Origin of the sequence: Microcoleus sp. A006_D1, from assembly GCF_036702805.1 — a bacterium.
In the GTDB taxonomy this organism is placed as follows: Bacteria; Cyanobacteriota; Cyanobacteriia; order Cyanobacteriales; family Microcoleaceae; genus Microcoleus.
In genome coordinates, this window is the sequence record NZ_JAUBVZ010000013.1 from 100,456 (window position 1) to 118,041 (window position 17,586).

The window sequence follows — 17,586 nt, forward strand, 5'->3', positions numbered from 1 at the left end:
TGTGGTGAAAAGGACACGGCAGTGCCGTTTCCCTACATCGTTGTGGTGAAAAGGACACGGCAGTGCCGTTTCCCTACATCGTTGTGGTGAAAAGGACACGGCAGTGCCGTTTCCCTACCCGGAGCGATCGCACTTTTTGATGAGAAGAAGGGGCGATCGCTTTTTTACACATCCAATACTTGTTCTGCTGTCAGCGCTAATTCTGGAAAAGTTCGGGAGATAATTCGCTCATTTCCTCGATAAGCAGTCATTTGATAAACGCCATTTTCATCAAGCAGGTAAACAAAAACTGTAGGTACTTTGGGATTGCCCAAATAATCCCGACTTCCCAAAGCTAAATAATCGACAATCCAGTATTCAGAAATTCCCAGACGCTGATATTCATCCAGCTTGTCGATATAATCATCTTCCCAATTTGTCGAGACAACTTCTACAACTAATTGCAGCGGTTCAGTTATGGCAGAGTGGGCGAAAGGCTGTGATTCCCAGAGAGTTTTATCTACTACACTAACATCAGGATGGCGGCCTTGTTCTCTACCATTTGAGGTTAAAGTCCTGACTACAATTCTGCCAGATATCCTGTAATTCAGGTTGAGGCTTTTCACCTCGTCTTTGAAAGTATTTTCAATAAAATCAGCTACATTTTCGTGCAGTCTGATTGTTGGTAAGATTTTGACAATTTCTCCATTGACAAGTTCATAGCGGCCGTCTTCATCTGGAAGTTGCTTAATGAATTGCTTAAAAGTGAGATTATGCTTAAGTTGGGTAGGAGTTGCGGTCATGGTTGATTCTCATTTATCTATATTTTTAAGACTATCCTGCAACCATTTTAACATACTGTTTTAACACAGGTGGAATTGTGAAAACAGTTTCAGATTCACAGCTCAATTTTTCGATCATTCCTCGTCTTTCTAGGGATTGTATTGCTGTAAATGATTCGGCTGGAGACCCTTGACATTTGGCAATCAATTGGGTAAGCGAGACAGGTTCGATTTCGTTGCTGATTTGAGCGATCGCCTGTTTCTCAAATAATCAGACAGTGGCGAGCGCTCTTGGGGTTTGGGATTATAAAATTTACTAGGCTGCGTCAGATTGTGTTATTATTTGAATGAGCAAGCCTCTCGCAGCTAGTCAAGCATGTTCTCACATAAAACTTAACAAAGACAATTTATGAGTTTAACATCAATCTTGTCAGATCAAAAGAATCAAGAACTTCGAGACAAATTCAAGACAGAATTTTTAACACCATCTTTTAATTTAAATGCGGAACTTAAAGCACCCCCATTAACCAATAATTATGGAATTGTTGGGACAGCTTTTGACTATTTACTTCGCTTTTATTTACAGTACCACAATAAAGACACTTGTATTCAAAGAGACTTTTGGGTGGCAGATGATTCGTTTGAACAGCTATGTTTACATTTAAATTCAACAACGAAACAAGAAGTATCGACAGGCTTTCGTCGTGACAAAGTATTCAAAATACAAGACATTTTAGCAATTATTACCAACCAGTATGAAGACACCAAAATTAATTATAACAATTTTATTGAGAATGGAGTGATCACTGATGAATTAATTTGCAATACAATTTTTCTTGCGAAACTTGATGGATTTTATAGAGCACGTCTTATCGATGAAAATTTCGACAATTACAACCATGAAGATATCAAAGATATAAAATCACTCATTTCACTTGTTGACAATAAAAACTTCCAAGCAAAAGAGAAATGCTATTTGAATCCAACGTTTGGCGCAGGCTCAAGCTTAGTTCGTGGTGCAGACGCTGACCTGATTATTGACAATACTCTAATTGACATAAAAGTAACTAAAAATCTTAAACTAGACATAAATTATATTAACCAAGTTTTAGGGTATTATATTTTGTCACTTATTGGTGGTGTAAATAGTAATCCAAATGACAGACCCATTGAAAACATCGGAATATATTTTGCCAGACACGGAGAATTGTTGACTATTCCTATTGTTGAATTTGGCGACACACAAAAATTTGAAAATTTCAAAGAATGGTTTATTTCTTATCTTTCTAGCCAGAGAGGAAAGTTATTAGATATGATGCGACTGAAAGAAGAAACACAAAAAGAAGACAAGAAGACAAAATCAAATTTACAGAAAAAAACTCCAACTAAAAAAACATCAACTGAAAGCAAAAAAACTAAGACCGTGACCAAATCAAAACCAGCGATCACAAAAAAAGAGGACAACAGCGAAAAAGAAAGTAAGTAAAACTTTGCCAAATTAGAACAAGCCGTATCCCTGGGAGACAGAGAGTTAGTAGTCAATTAAGTCTCCTGTCTGTAATTCTTGCCATTCTCTATCTTCCTGGTAATGACTTAACATCACCTCAGCCTGTTCTGCTAAAATGCGCCGTCTCTCTTCTATCGGCAATTTGATAAACTCGCGACGGCTGGGATATTTAGTAATTGAAGGTATTTCTAAAACTTGAGTATTAGACTGTATTTGTTTCTGACGCTGATCCAGTACAACTTTCATACCTGTGACTCTCTTTCAGATTTTTTTTCGCGACGCACTTCTCGGACAATTTCACAAATCTCCTCGATTGACATCGGATTGGGATCGGGTGGTAATGAGTCTCTACGTCGCCGCCATTCTTCCCAATCAAAAGCTGCTTTCATCTTCTGAAAAACAATGCTATCTGCTGTAACTGTAACTGTATATTTATCCCCTGGCTTCAGTTGACTTTCAATCTCTGCCGGAATTTCCAGCTTACCGTCGGGACTCACAGAAACAGTAATATTAGATTGCCGAATGTATTCTTGCAAGTGTTCAACAACTATATTTTGCAAAGTTGTCGGCAGAGATTCCATGATATCGACCAAAGTGTCGATCGCACTTGATGACATCAACTTATCCTCCAATCTTGTTAATAGTCGAGAAACTAAATTATTAATATGTAGCGTTCACTAATTTTACCACAAACTTATCCTTTCATCCCAGCTACTCGATGAACACGCTACCCCCGCCCTCTCAACTCCAAATAGCCTATAATCAAAGCAGCCTGCAAAAATCCCATTCAGCATATTTCCTGTAAAAATAATCACAACAGTCAAAATCAACAAGCAATTATGAGCGGTACTGTCACATCCCCCAACAACCTCAACCAGCAGCGATCGCCCTTAACGGCCGTTGCACCCCCCAACAGTTCCCTGCTGGCCGACTTTATACAAGAAACACTCGCCCTAACCAAGCGCCTGTTTATTCAACTACAGCGCCGTCCCTCGACGCTAGTTGCAGGAATCATTCAGCCGCTGATGTGGTTGGTTTTATTCGGAGCTCTGTTTAAAAATGCTCCCGCCGGCTTGTTCGGCGAAAGCCAGAATTACGGACAATTTCTCGGCGCCGGCGTGATCGTGTTTACTGCATTTGCAGGGGCGCTGAATGCCGGTTTACCGATTATGTTCGATCGCGAATTCGGATTTCTCAACCGCTTATTAGTCGCGCCGCTGGCTTCGAGATTTTCGATTGTCCTCGCTTCGGCTATTTTCATCGTCACCCTCAGCTTTATCCAAACAAGCACAATCGTTACGGCGGGAGCCTTTTTGGGTTCGGGATTACCTGGAATTGCCGGACTAGGCGCGATCGCCCTGATTGTCCTACTATTAGTTTTGGGAGTCACCGGTTTGAGTCTCGGTTTAGCCTTCGCTCTCCCCGGCCACGTAGAATTAATCGCAGTGATTTTTGTCACCAACTTGCCCCTATTATTCGCGAGTACAGCCCTCGCGCCGCTGTCATTTATGCCAGACTGGCTGCAAGTTGTCGTCACTCTCAATCCTCTGAGTTATGCGATCGAACCCATCCGCTACCTGTACCTGCACAGCGATTGGTCGCTAGCCAGTGTCGTGATGCAAGCTCCTTGGGGTACAGTCACCTTTGGAGGAGCGCTATTGGTGCTGCTGGCCTTTGATTTGGTGGCGCTGCTGAGCATTCAACCACTGCTGCGACGCAGGTTTGCTTAGGGCGATCTGCACCGTCAATTCTAGGACACAGCGCCGTGTCCAAAGCGTGTCAAGAACCAGGCTAAAACCCTTTGTATCTCTGGTTTGTATCCAAGTCTAGATCCCCCTAAATCCCCCGAAAGCAAGGGGGACTTTGAGCGCTTCTTGTCCCCCCCTTCTTAAGGGGGGCGCCAGGGAGATCGGGCCTCGGCGGTAAACAGCAGTCTGTGAATACGTTCGCAGCTTAAATTGACACCAATCGGCACGGCGCCGTGTCCTTAGCCCGATCGAAGTGATATGATATTTAGTCGGAAATCAAAATATTGTTGAGATACAATAGTTTTTTTGAAGGTTAAACTAATAAATTATGAACACCAAAACTTCTAAATCAAGTAAATTGATGATTCGGATTGCTGCAAGCGCGATCGCCACCTGTGCTATTTTCTCACCTCAAGTAACCTTCGCTCAAGCCAGCGGTTTAAATAATAATAATGCTCAACCGCTGCAAGACTTTCAAACTAAAGACAACACCGACCCTTTTTCCGGCCGCAGCAGCGGTACCGGCATATTTGACTTAATTCACAGATCCCAATTGGGAGGTGGCCGCAGCATCGAAGAATTCAATAGCGAACAGCGCCAAAATTTGAACGATGCAGCAGCAGAATTTCGCAATAAACAGCGCCAAATGCTGGAAAAACAAGCAGTACCTGCACCGGGGGCGATCGCACCTACAGAAATTATCGCCCCTGTCCCTTAAATTTCGGTTTGTAGTCAGGACTTTAGTCCGAATTGACAGGTTTGTAGTCAGGACTTTAGTCCGAATTGACTAAATTTATCCGAGATCAAAAACTGAAGTCCGAACGATGGAACCTTGAAGAAGGACTGAAGTCCTCACTACAAACCATCGCCCTTAATCCCGTTCCAACCACGCCCGCATTTTACCCGGATTCAACAAACCATAAGGATCGACCAACTCTTTAAACTGCAACTGTTCCACATTAATACTCTTCATCCCTCCATCTTCCAATATATAAGTATGGGGATTAGCAATCAGCGCGCCTTGCTCTTCGTGATAGCGAATAATTTCATTAAGCCGTTCTTCTGTAGTGTAGCGAACTATTTGCAAAGCCGCCGCGATCGCCCTCCCGTTCATCCGCAAAAACTCCAAGTGCATCATCACCTCATCCCCATAATAATTGTACAGTTCCTCAATTAATTTCAAACCTTTATCTGCCGGGAAAAGCGTCTGCAAATAAGTCATAGACGGGTCAGCGCTGCGAGCGTGCAGAGTAGTATGATTCCAAGTATATTCAGCAATTGCCGCACCTTTGCTCGCTTCTTGCGCGCTTTTTTGATAGCAAATCGTGCCGCCATATTCGCGCACCAAATCTTGCAGCGGTTCCAGACAAGATTCAGCTACCATTAACAAAGCGCAGTGCTTCCCTTCAGGAATCGCATCGCGGAAAGCAGCAAAATAAGCAGGAATCGGCCAAGCACAAACACAAATTAGTTTTTTGATAATTCCGTCAGCATCGCCCAAAGCTTGACCGAAGTTTGCCGATGTCATAAAATCATCAAAAGCCACAATGATTTCCGCCCAAGGATAAGCAGGGGCGAGGGGAATTTCTAACTCAGTAATAATCCCATTTGTGCCGTAAGCGTGATTGACTTTCTGCACTTCATCGCCGCGCAATTCGATCGCGCGCGGCTCATCTTCCATTGTAACTACTCGAACAGCATGAAGGTTTCCCCGATCGCGCAACTGGCCGTAAGTTATCGAACCAATTCCCCCGCTACCGCCGCCGATAAATCCGCCAATCGTTGCAGTGCGGTAAGTTGAGGGAACCATCCGCAATTCCCAACCAGTTTCCCGCGCTTGTTTGTCGAAAACCGACATTTTCACCCCCGGTTCTACGCAAGCCAAACCCGGTTTGATCCAGCGGATATTGTTCATTTTAGTTGTATCTAAAATCACCCCGCCATTCAGAGGAATACACTGCCCGTAATTGCCCGTTCCCGCACCTCTGACAGTCAACGGAATCTTCGATTTGACGCAGGCTTTTGCTACGCGCAAAACTTCGGCTTCGCTGGCGGGACGAACTACTAAATCTCCTGTTTTATCACTTAAGATAGGTTGCAAAACAGGACTGAAGTGATAATAATCTTGAGATAGCTTGACAACTTGCGCGCGATCGCGAATTATTTCGATTCCCGACAGTTCCGAACAAAAAGCATCCCAGTCAATACTTAGAATCGCGGTTGCAATCATTTTGTTTCCTCACTCCTGACACTATTATATATTTTTCACAGCCCAGATTAGTAACATAAAATACTAACTGCAATCTTTCTTTAAGCGGTAAGTCAGTAGGGTGCGGAGCGAGAGAAACCCTAATTATTTCGCGCACCTCATAAATCTGACGCACCTTACAAGTCGATTGAAACGTGATAATTGTGTCGAAGAAGGACTACTTTTTTTTAATTAACAAATCCCCCAAACACCGCCATACCATAGTATTTCCAAGGAACTGCCACAGTCTCAAATCCAGATGAGGCCAGCATTTCCAACTGTGCCGCAAGTGTCGCTAGGCGATCGGGATTAGAATACCCATAAGCCACACTCGTGCCCACACTCGCCCGAACTTGTGCTAAAGTTTCCCCCTGACTTAGCGCCCAATCTTCTCGCGCCGCTTGATAAATATCTTTGATTGCTGCTGATTCTGCCAAAAGAGGATCGGCATTCCAAAAACAGCCGCCAGCAGTTAAACTTTCGCGAATCCGTTGAAACAATTTCAACTTCATCTCGTCCTCAAGATGGTGAATTGCCAGAGATGAAATGCCAGCATTAAATTTATCGCCCAAGCCAGAAAAATTTGGATTGTTCGCCCATTCTCCAAAATCCAATTCTATGCCAGTCCACCTAGATGCGTATCCTGCCGACTCTATTTTGGCGCGGGCAAAATCAAGCATTCGCGGCGAGTAATCCACAGAAACTATTTCCGCAGACGGATAGCATTCAAGAACTTTTAAAGTAAGTTCCCCCGTACCGCATCCGAGTTCTAAAATGCGGTGGTGGTTGCTAGCAATGCAGCCTGCTAATACATCCAGCATTTCGTCATATTTAGGTAAAAGTCGCCGAATCCCAGTATCAAAATCCGCAGTATTGACGAAAACTTCTCCCGGAAAAATTTCGTTGCGCGCAGGTGAGGAAGTAGATTCAGAATTCACGATCGCCAATCATAGACTACAATCGCTATCCTAACCCAAATAGAGCCAAAAATGCGCGAAGTAGGGACACGGCACTGCCGTGTCCTTAGCCGATATCTCAACTGAAAAACGCTATAAAGTTATGCGTACTTTACGGACAAGGGAAAGACTCGCGGTAAACCATAATTAACCATCCCTTGCACTGTCCAGTCTTGCTTTACCCCAGGCGTCAGCAAAACAGTCTGAAAAAGCAGTGTTATGTTAGTAGTGCATAAAATCAAGATTAAACCTCACACTTGAGGATACCATGCGCCAGTTGATTTCTAGCAGTCGGGCTGCCATCAGCCAATTAATTTACAAGCGAATTCTGCTTGCAGTGACAATTTTATTTTGTGTAGGCGTAGGAGTAGCGATGGCAAATATGTCTCGTCTTTCCTCCAGCCTAATTGCATCGCAAGCGCTCCAAAATGCCTCCCTCTACGCCCAAGCGATTAAAGAAGCCCGTACTCTTTACAGTTCCGATGTTGTTAGTCCTCTCAACGCCGCTAAAGCGATTAATTTCACCCACGACTACAACCCGACAAAAGTAACAGTTCCCGTACCGGCCACCTTCTTAATAGAACTCGGCAACCATATCAATAACATAAATCCCGAAGTATCAGTTCGTCTCTACAGCGACTACCCGTTTCCTTGGCGGCGAGAAGAAGGCGGAGCCCGAGACGATTTTGAACGGCAAGCTATTACCTATTTGACGCAAAATCCGACAGAAAATTTTTTCCGCAGCGAGGATTTTCGCGGCAAGCCAGCATTTCGATATGCCGAGGCCGATATTCTCACTCCTAGCTGCGTTAACTGTCACAACACTAACCGCGACAGTCCTAAAAAAGACTGGAAAGTGGGAGATGTGCGCGGGATATTAGAAATTACTCAACCTCTAGAAACCATCACTAAAAAAACTCGCGGCGGACTTAAAAACCTGTTTTTGCTGTTAGCAGGAATTTCGATTTTAGGCATCACAGGATTAACTTTATCTATCAGTCGGTTGCGCCAAAATGCTAAACAATTAGAACAGCGCGTCAGGGAACGCACGGCACAATTGCAAGAAACTAATGTAGAATTATTGAAAGAACAGGAAAAGAGCGATCGCCTGCTGCTCAATATTTTACCCGAATCCATTGCTGCTAGGTTAAAAGACGGTCAAAGCAGTATTGCTGACGGCTTTGCAGAAGTCACGATTTTGTTTGCGGATATCGTAGGCTTTACCGTGCTTTCATCACAAATATCTCCTGAAGAATTGCTCGTTTTTCTCAACGAAATTTTTTCAGCCTTCGATGCTCTGACGGAAAAGTACGGCTTAGAAAAAATTAAAACAATTGGAGATGCTTATATGGTAGTGGGAGGTTTGCCAAATCCCAGCACCAACCACGCCGAAAGCATTGCCGAAATGGCCTTAGATATGCAGGAGGAATTAGCAAAATTTAATGCCAAACATCATGCAGGAATTAACATTCGCATCGGCATCAATACCGGGCCTGCGATTGCGGGAGTTATTGGCACCAAAAAATTCATTTACGACCTTTGGGGCGATGCTGTCAATACAGCAGCCCGCATGGAATCCCACGGAATTGCCGGCGCGATTCAAGTCACAAAATCAACTTACGATATCTTGCAAAATAAGTATTTGTTTGAAGACAGAGGAATTATCCATGTCAAAGGCAAGGGCGATATGAATACTTATTTGCTTGCAGGCAGGTTAGTTAGCGCAGTTTTGGTTTAATTTGTTTATCATTAGATTAAGGAGTCTGCTAGATAAGAAGACCGGGCGGTTGAAACCGCTTCTACACAAACAAAACCCACTCCAAGCGGGTTGAAGAGCGGGCGGTTAAAATTACGTTATCTTCTTTCTTCAGTCCGCGGAGGCGGACGAAAGTTTGTCTAGGCGCGGTTTCAACCGCCGTCTTATCTGACAATTACAGGAATTACACAGGGATGTGAGAAACCTGGTTTCGGCGCGGTTGCTTCGTTGACCAACCCCAAATTTATTACGAGAAACCGAGTTTTTTTTTCCGGTATCTTAGATTAGCCATTTGCACAATAGTAAATTTTATGTCAGCGCGGATTTTATCATTCTTGGGTTTTTTCAAATCTCGTTTGTCTAGGCAAATAGCTTTGTGGGTATTTGCTAGCATTCTTGTCATCGAGGGAATTATTTTAGTTCCCTCTTATTTTAGGCGCGAAAATGAACTTTTAAGTCAACTGGAACAGGTATCTCGGGCGACTGTTGATTCCCTAGAGGTTTTACTTAAACAAGATATCTACGATCGCACTGTCTTGGAAGAACAAGTAAAAAATATTACTAAGGATTCTCAAGTAGTGTTAGGAGTATCTATTTATCAAGCTGACGGTCAGCTAATATATACACTTGGCGAACCGCCAACAATTGATTTGCATAAACTAAAAGTTTCTCGTATAGTTAGTCAAAAAAGTTTGGATGAAAAGCGCTACGATATTGCTTGGACTGAGCGACATTTGGGAGGCGATTATACGTTAATTGTTCGGCATGATGCTTCTACTGTTCAACCGGAACTCAACGCATTTATCGGGCGCATTGCTATTCTAGTCATCATTATATCAGCCTTTGTCACTTCGGTGACTATGCTTTTTTTGGGAGTGACAGTAATTGCACCTATCTTGAGACTGCGCGATGACTTGATCGCTGCGGGAGTCGCTTTGAGCAAAGATCGAGAAAAACCTGATTTCTACTCTTTATCTGTCAAGCGCGATGACGAGTTGGGAGAAGTCATGGTCGCATTCAATCAAATGTTTCACCGAGTATACAAGGAAATCGCACAGCGGAAACAAGCTGAGGAAATATTGCGCGCCGAACAAGAAAAGTCGGAACGTTTATTGCTCAATATCTTACCGGAAATGATTGCCGATCGCCTAAAACAAGGCCAGATAAATATCGCAGACGGATTTGCCGAGGTGACGGTGCTGTTTGCGGACATTGTGGGCTTTACCGAAATCTCCTCCCGCACGTCTCCGGTAGAATTAGTCGAATTGCTGAACAAAATATTTTCAGCTTTCGATCGCTTAAGCGAAAAATACGGCTTAGAAAAAATTAAGACGATCGGCGACAATTATATGGTAGCAGGCGGTTTGCCACTTCCCTGCGCAAATCATGCAGAATCTATTGCCGAAATGGCGATCGAAATGCAGCAAGAAATTATGAAATTTCGCGACGAATGCGGTGCACCTCTCCAGATCCGCATTGGGATTAATACTGGGCCTGTTGTAGCAGGTGTCATCGGCACTAAAAAGTTTATTTACGATTTGTGGGGAGATGCTGTGAATACAGCCAGCCGGATGGAATCTCAGGGACTTCCTGGTAAAATTCAAGTTAGCAAATCAACTTATGAGTTGCTGTGCGATAAGTATGTGTTGGAAAAGCGCGGTAAAATCAATGTTAAAGGTAAAGGAGCAATGACGACTTATTTGCTGATTGGCAGAAAAAAGTTAAGTGACAAATTTAACTATCGCCCGGAATCCCCCGATATGGCGGCAGAGGTTGCAGCGCAGCCGCCCGGAGCACCAAATTAGATTTTTTTTGTTAATGAACCGCGTTGGCGTAGCCTGCGCGAAGCGCTTAGACGCTAAGGACGCGAAGGAAGAAATGAGAAGAAGAAAGAAGAAGAGATTAAAGGTTGACATTTGAGTTATAATTGCTCTATTGGAATGCAAGTTAAGATTAGCTAAGAAGCCGAAGTGATGACAAGTCAGAAAGATAATTCTTCGAGTTCACCAATTTGGCAGCCCTTCACGCAAATGAAAACTGCTCCCCCGCCGCTGAAGGTAATTAGCGGTAAAGGATCGCTGCTGGAACTAGAAGATGGGCGACAAATTCGTGACTGTATTTCTAGTTGGTGGGTGACGATTCATGGGCACAGTCATCCGGTTCTGGCTGAGGCTCTTTACGAACAAGCCAAAAAGTTAGAACACGTCATTTTTGCGGGATTTACTCACGAACCTGCACAGAAACTTGCTGATAAATTAATAACTCATACGCCTGCTTCTTTGACGCGGATTTTCTTTTCTGACAATGGTTCGACTGCTGTTGAAGTTGCTCTGAAAATGGCTTTTCAATATTGGCTAAATCTCGGAGAAACTAATCGCACTAGCTTTATTAGTTTTGAGGGAGGTTATCACGGTGATACTGTCGGTGCGATGTCTGCTGGCAGAAGTTCGCTGTGGTGGGAACCTTTTGCACCTCTAATGTTTCCTGGGGATGTTGTGCCTTTTCCTGCGACTTTTGATGGCGATGAGGAGGTGGAAAGCAAGGAGGCGGTGAGTTTGGAGAAACTGGAGTCTTTGTTGAAGCATGGAAAGGGCTATGCGGGAATTTTTATCGAACCTTTGGTGCAAGGTTCTGCTGGAATGCGAATGTGCCGCCCTGAGTTTTTGCGGGCGATCGCACAAATGGCCCGCCAATATAATGTATTGTTGATTTACGATGAAGTAATGACTGGTTTTGGGCGCACGGGCGAACTGTTTGCTTCGCTTAAATCTGCAACTGCACCGGATATTCTGTGTTTGTCTAAGGGATTGTCTGGCGGCTGCTTGCCACTTTCTGTCACAATGGCATCGGAGGATATTTATCAAGCTTTCTGGCGAGATGAATCGGACAAAGCTTTTTTTCACGGTCATTCTTACACCGGAAATCCTTTAGCTTGTGCGGTGAGTGTAGCATCCCTGGAGCTTTTGGAGCAAAACCCAAATATGTATGAAGGGATGGAAAAACTGCACCATAAATACCTGAATCAATGGCTGAGAGATCATCCTAAACTCGAACGGATTCGGACTTGCGGAACCATCGCAGCAATGGATGTGAAAACCGAAGGCGTTTCCGGTTATTTTAATAACATCGGCCCTGTATTGAAAGCGCGATTTCTCGAAGCGGGCTTTTTGCTCCGCCCCTTGGGAAACACTCTCTATGTGATGCCTCCCTACTGCATTTCTCCTGATGAATTAGAATCGATTTATCGGGTGATTCGTCAGGTTTTGGATACTCTGTAAACCCTTTATTTTTAGTAATGAATTTACCCAATTGGAACGATTTGGCTGACGACGCGCTGGCGGGAAAATGTCTATCTCGCGAGCAATCTTTAGCTGTATTGCGCGCGCCGGATGAGGTTTTGCTGGAACAACTAAACGCAGCTTATCGGGTGCGCCGCCACTACTGGGGAAACCGCGTCAGGTTGCACTATTTGTTAAACGCTCAAAGTGGCCTTTGTCCTGAAGATTGCCATTATTGTTCTCAGTCCAAAATTTCGACTGCGGAAATTGAAAAATATCCGCTTTTAGCTAAGGAGAAAATTCTAGATGCGGCCCAACGCGCCGCAGATTTAAAAGCTGGTACGTTTTGTTTGGTAATTTCTGGCCGCCAACCTAGCGCATCTACTTTCGATCGCGTTTTGGATGCTGTAGAAACCGTCAAGGCAAATCATAACCTGAAAATTTGCGCTTGTTTGGGGTTGTTGACCGAGGAGCAAACTCACCGTTTGGCAAAGGCTGGAGTCGATCGCGTAAATCACAATCTCAACACTTCCGAATCATACCACACGGAGATTTGCACAACTCATACTTTTGCCGATCGCACAGAAACCGTCGAAAACGTCAAAGCAGCGGGAATCACCACTTGTTCCGGCGGAATATTGGGGATGGGCGAATCGGATGATGATGCGATCGATTTAGCGCTGTCGTTGCGGAATTTGGGCGTTACGAGCGTGCCAGTCAACTTTTTCATTCCAATCCCCGGAACGCCCTTTGCAGACGTTAATCGCTTAAATCCGCGCCAATGTTTGCGAATTCTCTGTTTGTTCCGATTTTTGCTTCCCAGCCAAGAAATTCGGATTGCTGGGGGACGAGAGGTGCATTTGCGATCGATGCAACCTCTGGGACTGTACCCTGCTAATTCGATCTTTGTTGGCGATTATCTCACAACTCCCGGACAAACGGCAAATCAAGATTGGGATATGATTCGAGATGCGGGATTTGCGATCGAATCCCCCGAAAATCAGGGATTTGCGATCGAATCCCCCGAAGATAAGACGGCGGTTGAAACCGCGTCTACACAAACAAAACCCGAGCTCAGAGGGGTTGAAGATAAGACGGCGGTTGAAACCGCGTCTACACAAACGATGTCCGCCTCCGCGGACTAAAGAAGATCACCTAATTTTCACCGCCAATTCTTCAACCCGCGGAGGCGGGTTTTGTCTGTGTAGACGCGAATTCCATTCGCCCGGTCTTCTTGAATGAATCAATATCAAATAATACAATAGGGGAAATTATGGACAAACGCGAAGAAATCACGATCGCAGAATACCAAGCAACCGCCGAATCTTTCCGAGAAGGAACATGGCACCACGACGTATCCCAAAATCGCGATGCACTGACCGCTGCCATGCCCCGCAATCCCGGTAAAATTCTCGATATAGGATGCGGCCCGGGACGAGATTTAGTAGCGTTTAAAAGCCAAGGACATACAGTTGTAGGCTTAGATGCAACTCCGGCTTTTGTAGAAATAGCAAAGAAGTTATCCGGCTGCGAAGTTTTGCAGCAATCTTTTCTGGAACTCGACTTACCAAAGGCAGAATTTGACGGTATTTTCGCCAATGCTTCCATGATTCACATTCCCAGCGACAAAATGGTGAAAGTGCTGCAAGATTTGCACAAAGCCTTAGTGGTTGGCGGTGTAATTGTCATGTCAATGTGCCGGGGAAATTGGGAGGGATACGACGAGCGACCGACGGGAAAACGCTATACTGCGGGATGGGAGTATGAAACTTTAGCGCCTTGTTTGGAACAAGCGGGATTTGCAATTGTGAATCACTACTATCGCCCGCCCGGTTTGCCGCGCGAGGATCAATCTTGGGTGGTAATGGTGGGTAAGAAAATCTAGGGCGATATGTCGGAGTATAATAAAAATTGTTGTGAATTTCAGGTACTAAATAATGACAGAGAAATTGCATATCTTTTTAGCGGGTGCTAGTCGAGGCGTTGGCTTAGAAATCGCGAAATGTCTGGTAGCACAAAATATGCAAGTAACTGCACTTTTGCGATCGCCCGCCAACTCCACCGAATTAGAAGCAATGGGCATTAAAGTCATGACTGGCGACGCTTTGGACACTGCGGCTGTCGAAGCTGCGATGGCTGGCGGCGAACCAATCCATGCCGTAATCAGCACCGTTGGCGGCTTGCCAAAAGATGGGGAAAGAGCCGATTATTTTGGCAACAAAAACTTGATTGATGCGGCTGTCAAAGCAGGCGTGCAAAAGTTTATTTTAGTCTCATCTATCGGTAGCGGTAACACTGCCAGCGCGTTACCGCCGCAAGCTTTAGAAACTTTGCGCCCCGTATTAATTGAAAAGGAAAAAGCTGAAAATCATTTGATAGCAAGCGGGATGATTTATACTGTGATTCGTCCGGGCGGACTGAAATCGGAACCGGCAACGGGCAATGGTGTTTTAACAGAAGATTGTCGAATTGCGGGAACAATTCACCGGGCGGATGTCGCGCAGTTAGTTTGTCAGTGTTTAGTTTCTGATGCTGCTAATAATAAAGTTTTGTCGGCGGTAGACAAGCAAATGGTTTACGGCAATCTAGAATATGAGGTATTAACTTTCAGTTAAATATCCAAACTTCACCATAAAAATGGTTCGTAGTGAGGACTTTAGTCCTCTTCCAATCTGAGGACTAAAGTCCTCACTACAAACATCCAAAAGGTTTAATCAACGATCGCCTAATCGCCCAATCCAACACCAAACCCGCGATCGCAAACAATACCACACTCTCGACACCAACCACCGCAAACGGCAACAACTCCCGTGGGGCGGGCATCTTGCCCGCATCAAAAGAAAGTCCAGCCTCAAAAGACAATCCAGCATCCAACTGTCCAAAAGCGCGCACCAGCCCAAAAGCCAACACTACCCCAGATTTAAGCTGCGGGTTAGTATCGCGGCGGATAGCGTAGCGGTAAGTCACGCCGAACAAAAAACCGCCCAAAAGCGCCATCACTCCTCTGAAAGCAAAATTTAGGTCAATTGCCCTTACCTCCAAACTCGCCAGAGAATCCCACCTATGAGCCAGAATTAAGCTGTTAACAAGGGCGATCGCCCCAAAACCAAGCAAACAAGACAAAGCAGCAACACTCCCTGCTTTCAAAGATTCTACCCGTTCAGCGTGGCTAAAATTTGACGAATCCTTCACAGCGCCCTCACTTCAAAAATGGCTCAAATTGACTTATCATAAGGTTTGAAGTCACTTTGTACAGTTCATTCAATAAATAGCTATGGATATTTTGTCACTCGGTTGGGTTTCGGTGCTAGTTTTGTTCTCCTTCTCAATTTCGATGGTAATTTGGGGACGCAACGGTTTCTAGAGTCCAGATCAGACGTACGGTTAAAACCGCGTCTACACGAACGATGTCCGCCTCCGCGGACTGAAAACAATAAAATAATTTTCACCGCCCGTTCTTCAACCCGCGGAGGCGGGTTTTGTTTGTGTAGACGCGGTTTCAACCGCTTAATTCAAAACATGACAGCCAAAAAAATATTAATGTTAGTCGGCGACTTTGTAGAAGACTACGAAGTAATGGTACCATTCCAAGCACTGCAAATGGTAGGTCACACCGTCCATGCAGTCTGCCCGGATAAAGTCGCAGGTCAAACAATTCGCACCGCAATTCACGACTTTGAAGGCGACCAAACCTACAGCGAAAAACCCGGTCACAACTTCACTTTAAACGCAACTTTTGACGACATTAAGGCCGCCGATTACGATGCTTTAATTATCCCCGGAGGACGGGCCGCAGAATACATCCGCCTCAACCACAAAGTGCTGCAAATTACCCGTTACTTTGCTAACAGCAAAAAGCCGATCGCATCTATTTGTCACGGCTTGCAAGTCCTCACCGCTGCGGGCGTACTCGAAGGCAAACGCTGCACCGCATACCCAGCTTGCAGCCCCGATATCCTCCGCGCTGGCGGCAAATATACCGAAGTTCCCGTTACCGAAGCTGTAGTCGATGGCAACTTAGTCACAGCCCCCGCGTGGCCTGCTCATCCTAATTGGCTGGCTGAATTTCTGAAGGTTTTGGGGACAAAGATCGAACATTCAGATAGTGATTAGTTATTGGTTATTGGTTATTGGTTATTGGTTATTAGTTATTAGTCAAATGAAAATTTTCACCGTCAAAGTTAAGCCAAATTCCAAGCAGCAAAGCATCGAAGAGCAACCCGACGGCAGCCTCACAGTACGTCTCAAATCGCCGCCAGTCGATGGAAAAGCCAATAAAGAATTAATCGTGCTGTTGGCGAAAAAGCTTAAAGTGCCTAAATCTGCGATCGGCATTAAATCCGGTTTGTCCTCCAAACATAAACTTGTCGAAGTTGCGATCGAACCTGCAACTTACACCAATTCCCAAAAGTAGGGAAACGGCACGGCCCAAAGCCGTGTCAACTTGAGCCTGAAAACCTTTGTATCTCTCGTTTATAGCCTCTTGCCAGATCCCCCTAAATCCCCCTTAAGAAGGGGGACTTTGAGAAGAGTCTTGTCCCCCCCCGACTATCATGGTGGCTAGGGGGGATCGGGCCCTAATCGCCAGACAGAAGACCGGCACTACGTTTGACGTTAAGTTGAGACTAATGGGCAATGCCGTTTCCCTACTGATGCTCGCCTTTTTCACAATCGGTATTAACAACAAATCTATCTAAAGATGGATTCAGACTCAACTAGAAAATCCTATCTTAGTAGTTGTAGGGTTAGAATAAAAAATAATGAGCATTGAAAATAGAGTCGAAGCAACAGCTAAGAATATTGAAGGCAAAATCCAAGAAGCTGTGAGCGAAGTTACAGGCGATCAAAAAGATAAATTAGAAGGTCAAGCCAAGCAGGACGAAGCCTCAGCAATTCACATGAAAGAAGACCTCAAAGATAAAGCCAAAGAGATCGTAGACAGAGCCTAGTCACAGAGCCTAGTCACAGTATTTGGTAAAATTTTCCTGCCTACTCAATCCCGCAAACACACAGTTTGTGGGATTTTTTTTAGAGATACTTTTTGAAGGTTATCAAGATTCTTGGTGGCAAAATTCATCGGCCAACCGCCCCTACAGATTCTACTAACTCATAGTGTAAAAGCATTAATTTTGTGGCGGGAATTGTTTCCATTGCATAAGTTGTGCCATCTTGATGAGAAAATTCTACCTCAAAAGCACTGCCATCAAATTCCATCACCACTGTTCCGACTTGTCCTTTAGATAATTTAATAATTTGTTTTGTTTCAAAATGGGTTGCTTCTAAATCTTCTGTTAAAGCAACAATATCTAGGTCTTTAATTGTTTTCATTATT

The 17,586-nt window shown here is 44.5% G+C and carries 19 protein-coding genes and 2 pseudogenes; 14 read left to right on the top strand and 7 right to left on the bottom strand.

Annotated features, from left to right (window positions below; genetic code table 11):
- Positions 1–164 precede the first annotated feature (164 nt).
- Positions 165–782: a Uma2 family endonuclease gene (locus QUB68_RS21695; RefSeq protein WP_332996294.1), complete on the bottom strand. Its 618-nt coding sequence runs from the start codon at positions 780–782 to the stop codon at positions 165–167.
- Positions 783–1,170: 388 nt separating this feature from the next.
- Between QUB68_RS21695 and QUB68_RS21700 the strand changes: the two genes are divergently transcribed.
- Positions 1,171–2,247 carry a hypothetical protein gene (locus QUB68_RS21700; protein WP_332996296.1) on the top strand — a complete coding sequence of 359 codons (1,077 nt, stop codon included), beginning with the start codon at positions 1,171–1,173 and terminating at the stop codon, positions 2,245–2,247.
- Positions 2,248–2,292: 45 nt separating this feature from the next.
- Here the strand turns inward: QUB68_RS21700 and QUB68_RS21705 are convergent, their stop codons facing one another.
- Positions 2,293–2,514 carry a hypothetical protein gene (locus QUB68_RS21705; RefSeq protein ID WP_332996298.1) on the bottom strand — a complete coding sequence of 74 codons (222 nt, stop codon included), beginning with the start codon at positions 2,512–2,514 and terminating at the stop codon, positions 2,293–2,295.
- Complete coding sequence (locus QUB68_RS21710; protein ID WP_332996300.1) at positions 2,511–2,885, bottom strand: hypothetical protein; 375 nt, start codon at positions 2,883–2,885, stop codon at positions 2,511–2,513. Before QUB68_RS21710 ends, QUB68_RS21705 begins: the two co-directional genes overlap by 4 nt.
- 222 nt (positions 2,886–3,107) lie before the next feature.
- On the opposite strand from QUB68_RS21710, the gene QUB68_RS21715 reads away from it, so the two are divergent.
- Both QUB68_RS21715 and QUB68_RS21720 read left to right on the top strand, forming a co-directional pair.
- Positions 3,108–3,998: an ABC transporter permease gene (locus QUB68_RS21715; protein WP_332996301.1), complete on the top strand. Its 891-nt coding sequence runs from the start codon at positions 3,108–3,110 to the stop codon at positions 3,996–3,998.
- Between the two features lie 346 nt (positions 3,999–4,344).
- The gene (locus tag QUB68_RS21720) at positions 4,345–4,734 is read left to right on the top strand and encodes a hypothetical protein (protein WP_332996303.1); all 390 of its coding nucleotides are present in this window, start codon (positions 4,345–4,347) and stop codon (positions 4,732–4,734) included.
- 153 nt (positions 4,735–4,887) lie between these two features.
- Here QUB68_RS21720 and QUB68_RS21725 read toward each other — a convergent pair whose 3' ends face one another.
- Both QUB68_RS21725 and QUB68_RS21730 read right to left on the bottom strand, forming a co-directional pair.
- The gene (locus tag QUB68_RS21725) at positions 4,888–6,246 is read right to left on the bottom strand and encodes an FAD-binding oxidoreductase (RefSeq protein WP_332996305.1); all 1,359 of its coding nucleotides are present in this window, start codon (positions 6,244–6,246) and stop codon (positions 4,888–4,890) included.
- A gap of 206 nt (positions 6,247–6,452) precedes the next feature.
- Positions 6,453–7,202 (bottom strand): class I SAM-dependent methyltransferase, encoded by a 750-nt coding sequence (locus tag QUB68_RS21730; protein WP_332996307.1) that lies wholly within the window; start codon positions 7,200–7,202, stop codon positions 6,453–6,455.
- A 400-nt stretch (positions 7,203–7,602) separates the two neighbouring features.
- Between QUB68_RS21730 and QUB68_RS29990 the strand changes: the two are divergent.
- From QUB68_RS29990 to QUB68_RS21760, 7 genes and pseudogenes are all read left to right on the top strand, one after another.
- Positions 7,603–8,103 (top strand): annotated as a pseudogene (locus QUB68_RS29990) (Tll0287-like domain-containing protein); the annotation flags it as partial.
- A gap of 138 nt (positions 8,104–8,241) precedes the next feature.
- Positions 8,242–8,958 (top strand): annotated as a pseudogene (locus tag QUB68_RS29995) (adenylate/guanylate cyclase domain-containing protein); the annotation flags it as partial.
- A 329-nt stretch (positions 8,959–9,287) separates the two neighbouring features.
- Positions 9,288–10,781: an adenylate/guanylate cyclase domain-containing protein gene (locus QUB68_RS21740; protein WP_332996310.1), complete on the top strand. Its 1,494-nt coding sequence runs from the start codon at positions 9,288–9,290 to the stop codon at positions 10,779–10,781.
- Positions 10,782–10,949: 168 nt separating this feature from the next.
- A complete protein-coding gene (bioA, locus tag QUB68_RS21745) occupies positions 10,950–12,254 on the top strand; it encodes an adenosylmethionine--8-amino-7-oxononanoate transaminase (protein ID WP_332996311.1) in 1,305 nt (434 codons plus the stop codon).
- A 17-nt stretch (positions 12,255–12,271) separates the two neighbouring features.
- The gene (gene bioB / locus QUB68_RS21750; RefSeq protein WP_332996312.1) at positions 12,272–13,399 is read left to right on the top strand and encodes a biotin synthase BioB; all 1,128 of its coding nucleotides are present in this window, start codon (positions 12,272–12,274) and stop codon (positions 13,397–13,399) included.
- Between the two features lie 128 nt (positions 13,400–13,527).
- Positions 13,528–14,139, top strand: a complete 612-nt coding sequence (locus tag QUB68_RS21755; RefSeq protein WP_332996314.1) for a class I SAM-dependent methyltransferase — start codon at positions 13,528–13,530, stop codon at positions 14,137–14,139.
- A gap of 52 nt (positions 14,140–14,191) precedes the next feature.
- Positions 14,192–14,869, top strand: a complete 678-nt coding sequence (locus QUB68_RS21760) for an SDR family oxidoreductase (protein WP_332996316.1) — start codon at positions 14,192–14,194, stop codon at positions 14,867–14,869.
- A gap of 76 nt (positions 14,870–14,945) precedes the next feature.
- On the opposite strand, the gene QUB68_RS21765 is transcribed toward QUB68_RS21760, so the two are convergent.
- Positions 14,946–15,446 carry a hypothetical protein gene (locus QUB68_RS21765; RefSeq protein ID WP_332996318.1) on the bottom strand — a complete coding sequence of 167 codons (501 nt, stop codon included), beginning with the start codon at positions 15,444–15,446 and terminating at the stop codon, positions 14,946–14,948.
- Between the two features lie 82 nt (positions 15,447–15,528).
- Between QUB68_RS21765 and petN the strand changes: the two genes are divergently transcribed.
- From petN to QUB68_RS21785, 4 genes are all read left to right on the top strand, one after another.
- A complete protein-coding gene (gene petN / locus QUB68_RS21770) occupies positions 15,529–15,618 on the top strand; it encodes a cytochrome b6-f complex subunit PetN (RefSeq protein ID WP_071883976.1) in 90 nt (29 codons plus the stop codon).
- Between the two features lie 155 nt (positions 15,619–15,773).
- Entirely contained in the window at positions 15,774–16,367 is a 594-nt protein-coding gene (locus tag QUB68_RS21775; protein ID WP_332996320.1) for a DJ-1/PfpI family protein, read from the top strand.
- A gap of 46 nt (positions 16,368–16,413) precedes the next feature.
- On the top strand, positions 16,414–16,668 hold the full coding sequence (locus QUB68_RS21780; RefSeq protein ID WP_332996322.1) for a DUF167 domain-containing protein: 255 nt from the start codon (positions 16,414–16,416) through the stop codon (positions 16,666–16,668).
- 346 nt (positions 16,669–17,014) lie between these two features.
- Positions 17,015–17,203, top strand: a complete 189-nt coding sequence (locus tag QUB68_RS21785; protein WP_332996324.1) for a CsbD family protein — start codon at positions 17,015–17,017, stop codon at positions 17,201–17,203.
- A 124-nt stretch (positions 17,204–17,327) separates the two neighbouring features.
- On the opposite strand, the gene QUB68_RS21790 is transcribed toward QUB68_RS21785, so the two are convergent.
- Entirely contained in the window at positions 17,328–17,582 is a 255-nt protein-coding gene (locus QUB68_RS21790; RefSeq protein WP_332996326.1) for a DUF4926 domain-containing protein, read from the bottom strand.
- Positions 17,583–17,586 lie beyond the last annotated feature (4 nt).

Coding starts and splice junctions, on each gene's coding strand:
- QUB68_RS21695 (WP_332996294.1), bottom strand. CDS start 782: ATGACCGCAACTCCTACCCAACTTAAGCATAATCTCACTTTTAAGCAA.
- QUB68_RS21700 (WP_332996296.1), top strand. CDS start 1,171: ATGAGTTTAACATCAATCTTGTCAGATCAAAAGAATCAAGAACTTCGA.
- QUB68_RS21705 (WP_332996298.1), bottom strand. CDS start 2,514: ATGAAAGTTGTACTGGATCAGCGTCAGAAACAAATACAGTCTAATACT.
- QUB68_RS21710 (WP_332996300.1), bottom strand. CDS start 2,885: ATGTCATCAAGTGCGATCGACACTTTGGTCGATATCATGGAATCTCTG.
- QUB68_RS21715 (WP_332996301.1), top strand. CDS start 3,108: ATGAGCGGTACTGTCACATCCCCCAACAACCTCAACCAGCAGCGATCG.
- QUB68_RS21720 (WP_332996303.1), top strand. CDS start 4,345: ATGAACACCAAAACTTCTAAATCAAGTAAATTGATGATTCGGATTGCT.
- QUB68_RS21725 (WP_332996305.1), bottom strand. CDS start 6,246: ATGATTGCAACCGCGATTCTAAGTATTGACTGGGATGCTTTTTGTTCG.
- QUB68_RS21740 (WP_332996310.1), top strand. CDS start 9,288: ATGTCAGCGCGGATTTTATCATTCTTGGGTTTTTTCAAATCTCGTTTG.
- bioA (WP_332996311.1), top strand. CDS start 10,950: ATGACAAGTCAGAAAGATAATTCTTCGAGTTCACCAATTTGGCAGCCC.
- bioB (WP_332996312.1), top strand. CDS start 12,272: ATGAATTTACCCAATTGGAACGATTTGGCTGACGACGCGCTGGCGGGA.
- QUB68_RS21755 (WP_332996314.1), top strand. CDS start 13,528: ATGGACAAACGCGAAGAAATCACGATCGCAGAATACCAAGCAACCGCC.
- QUB68_RS21760 (WP_332996316.1), top strand. CDS start 14,192: ATGACAGAGAAATTGCATATCTTTTTAGCGGGTGCTAGTCGAGGCGTT.
- petN (WP_071883976.1), top strand. CDS start 15,529: ATGGATATTTTGTCACTCGGTTGGGTTTCGGTGCTAGTTTTGTTCTCC.
- QUB68_RS21775 (WP_332996320.1), top strand. CDS start 15,774: ATGACAGCCAAAAAAATATTAATGTTAGTCGGCGACTTTGTAGAAGAC.
- QUB68_RS21780 (WP_332996322.1), top strand. CDS start 16,414: ATGAAAATTTTCACCGTCAAAGTTAAGCCAAATTCCAAGCAGCAAAGC.
- QUB68_RS21785 (WP_332996324.1), top strand. CDS start 17,015: ATGAGCATTGAAAATAGAGTCGAAGCAACAGCTAAGAATATTGAAGGC.
- QUB68_RS21790 (WP_332996326.1), bottom strand. CDS start 17,582: ATGAAAACAATTAAAGACCTAGATATTGTTGCTTTAACAGAAGATTTA.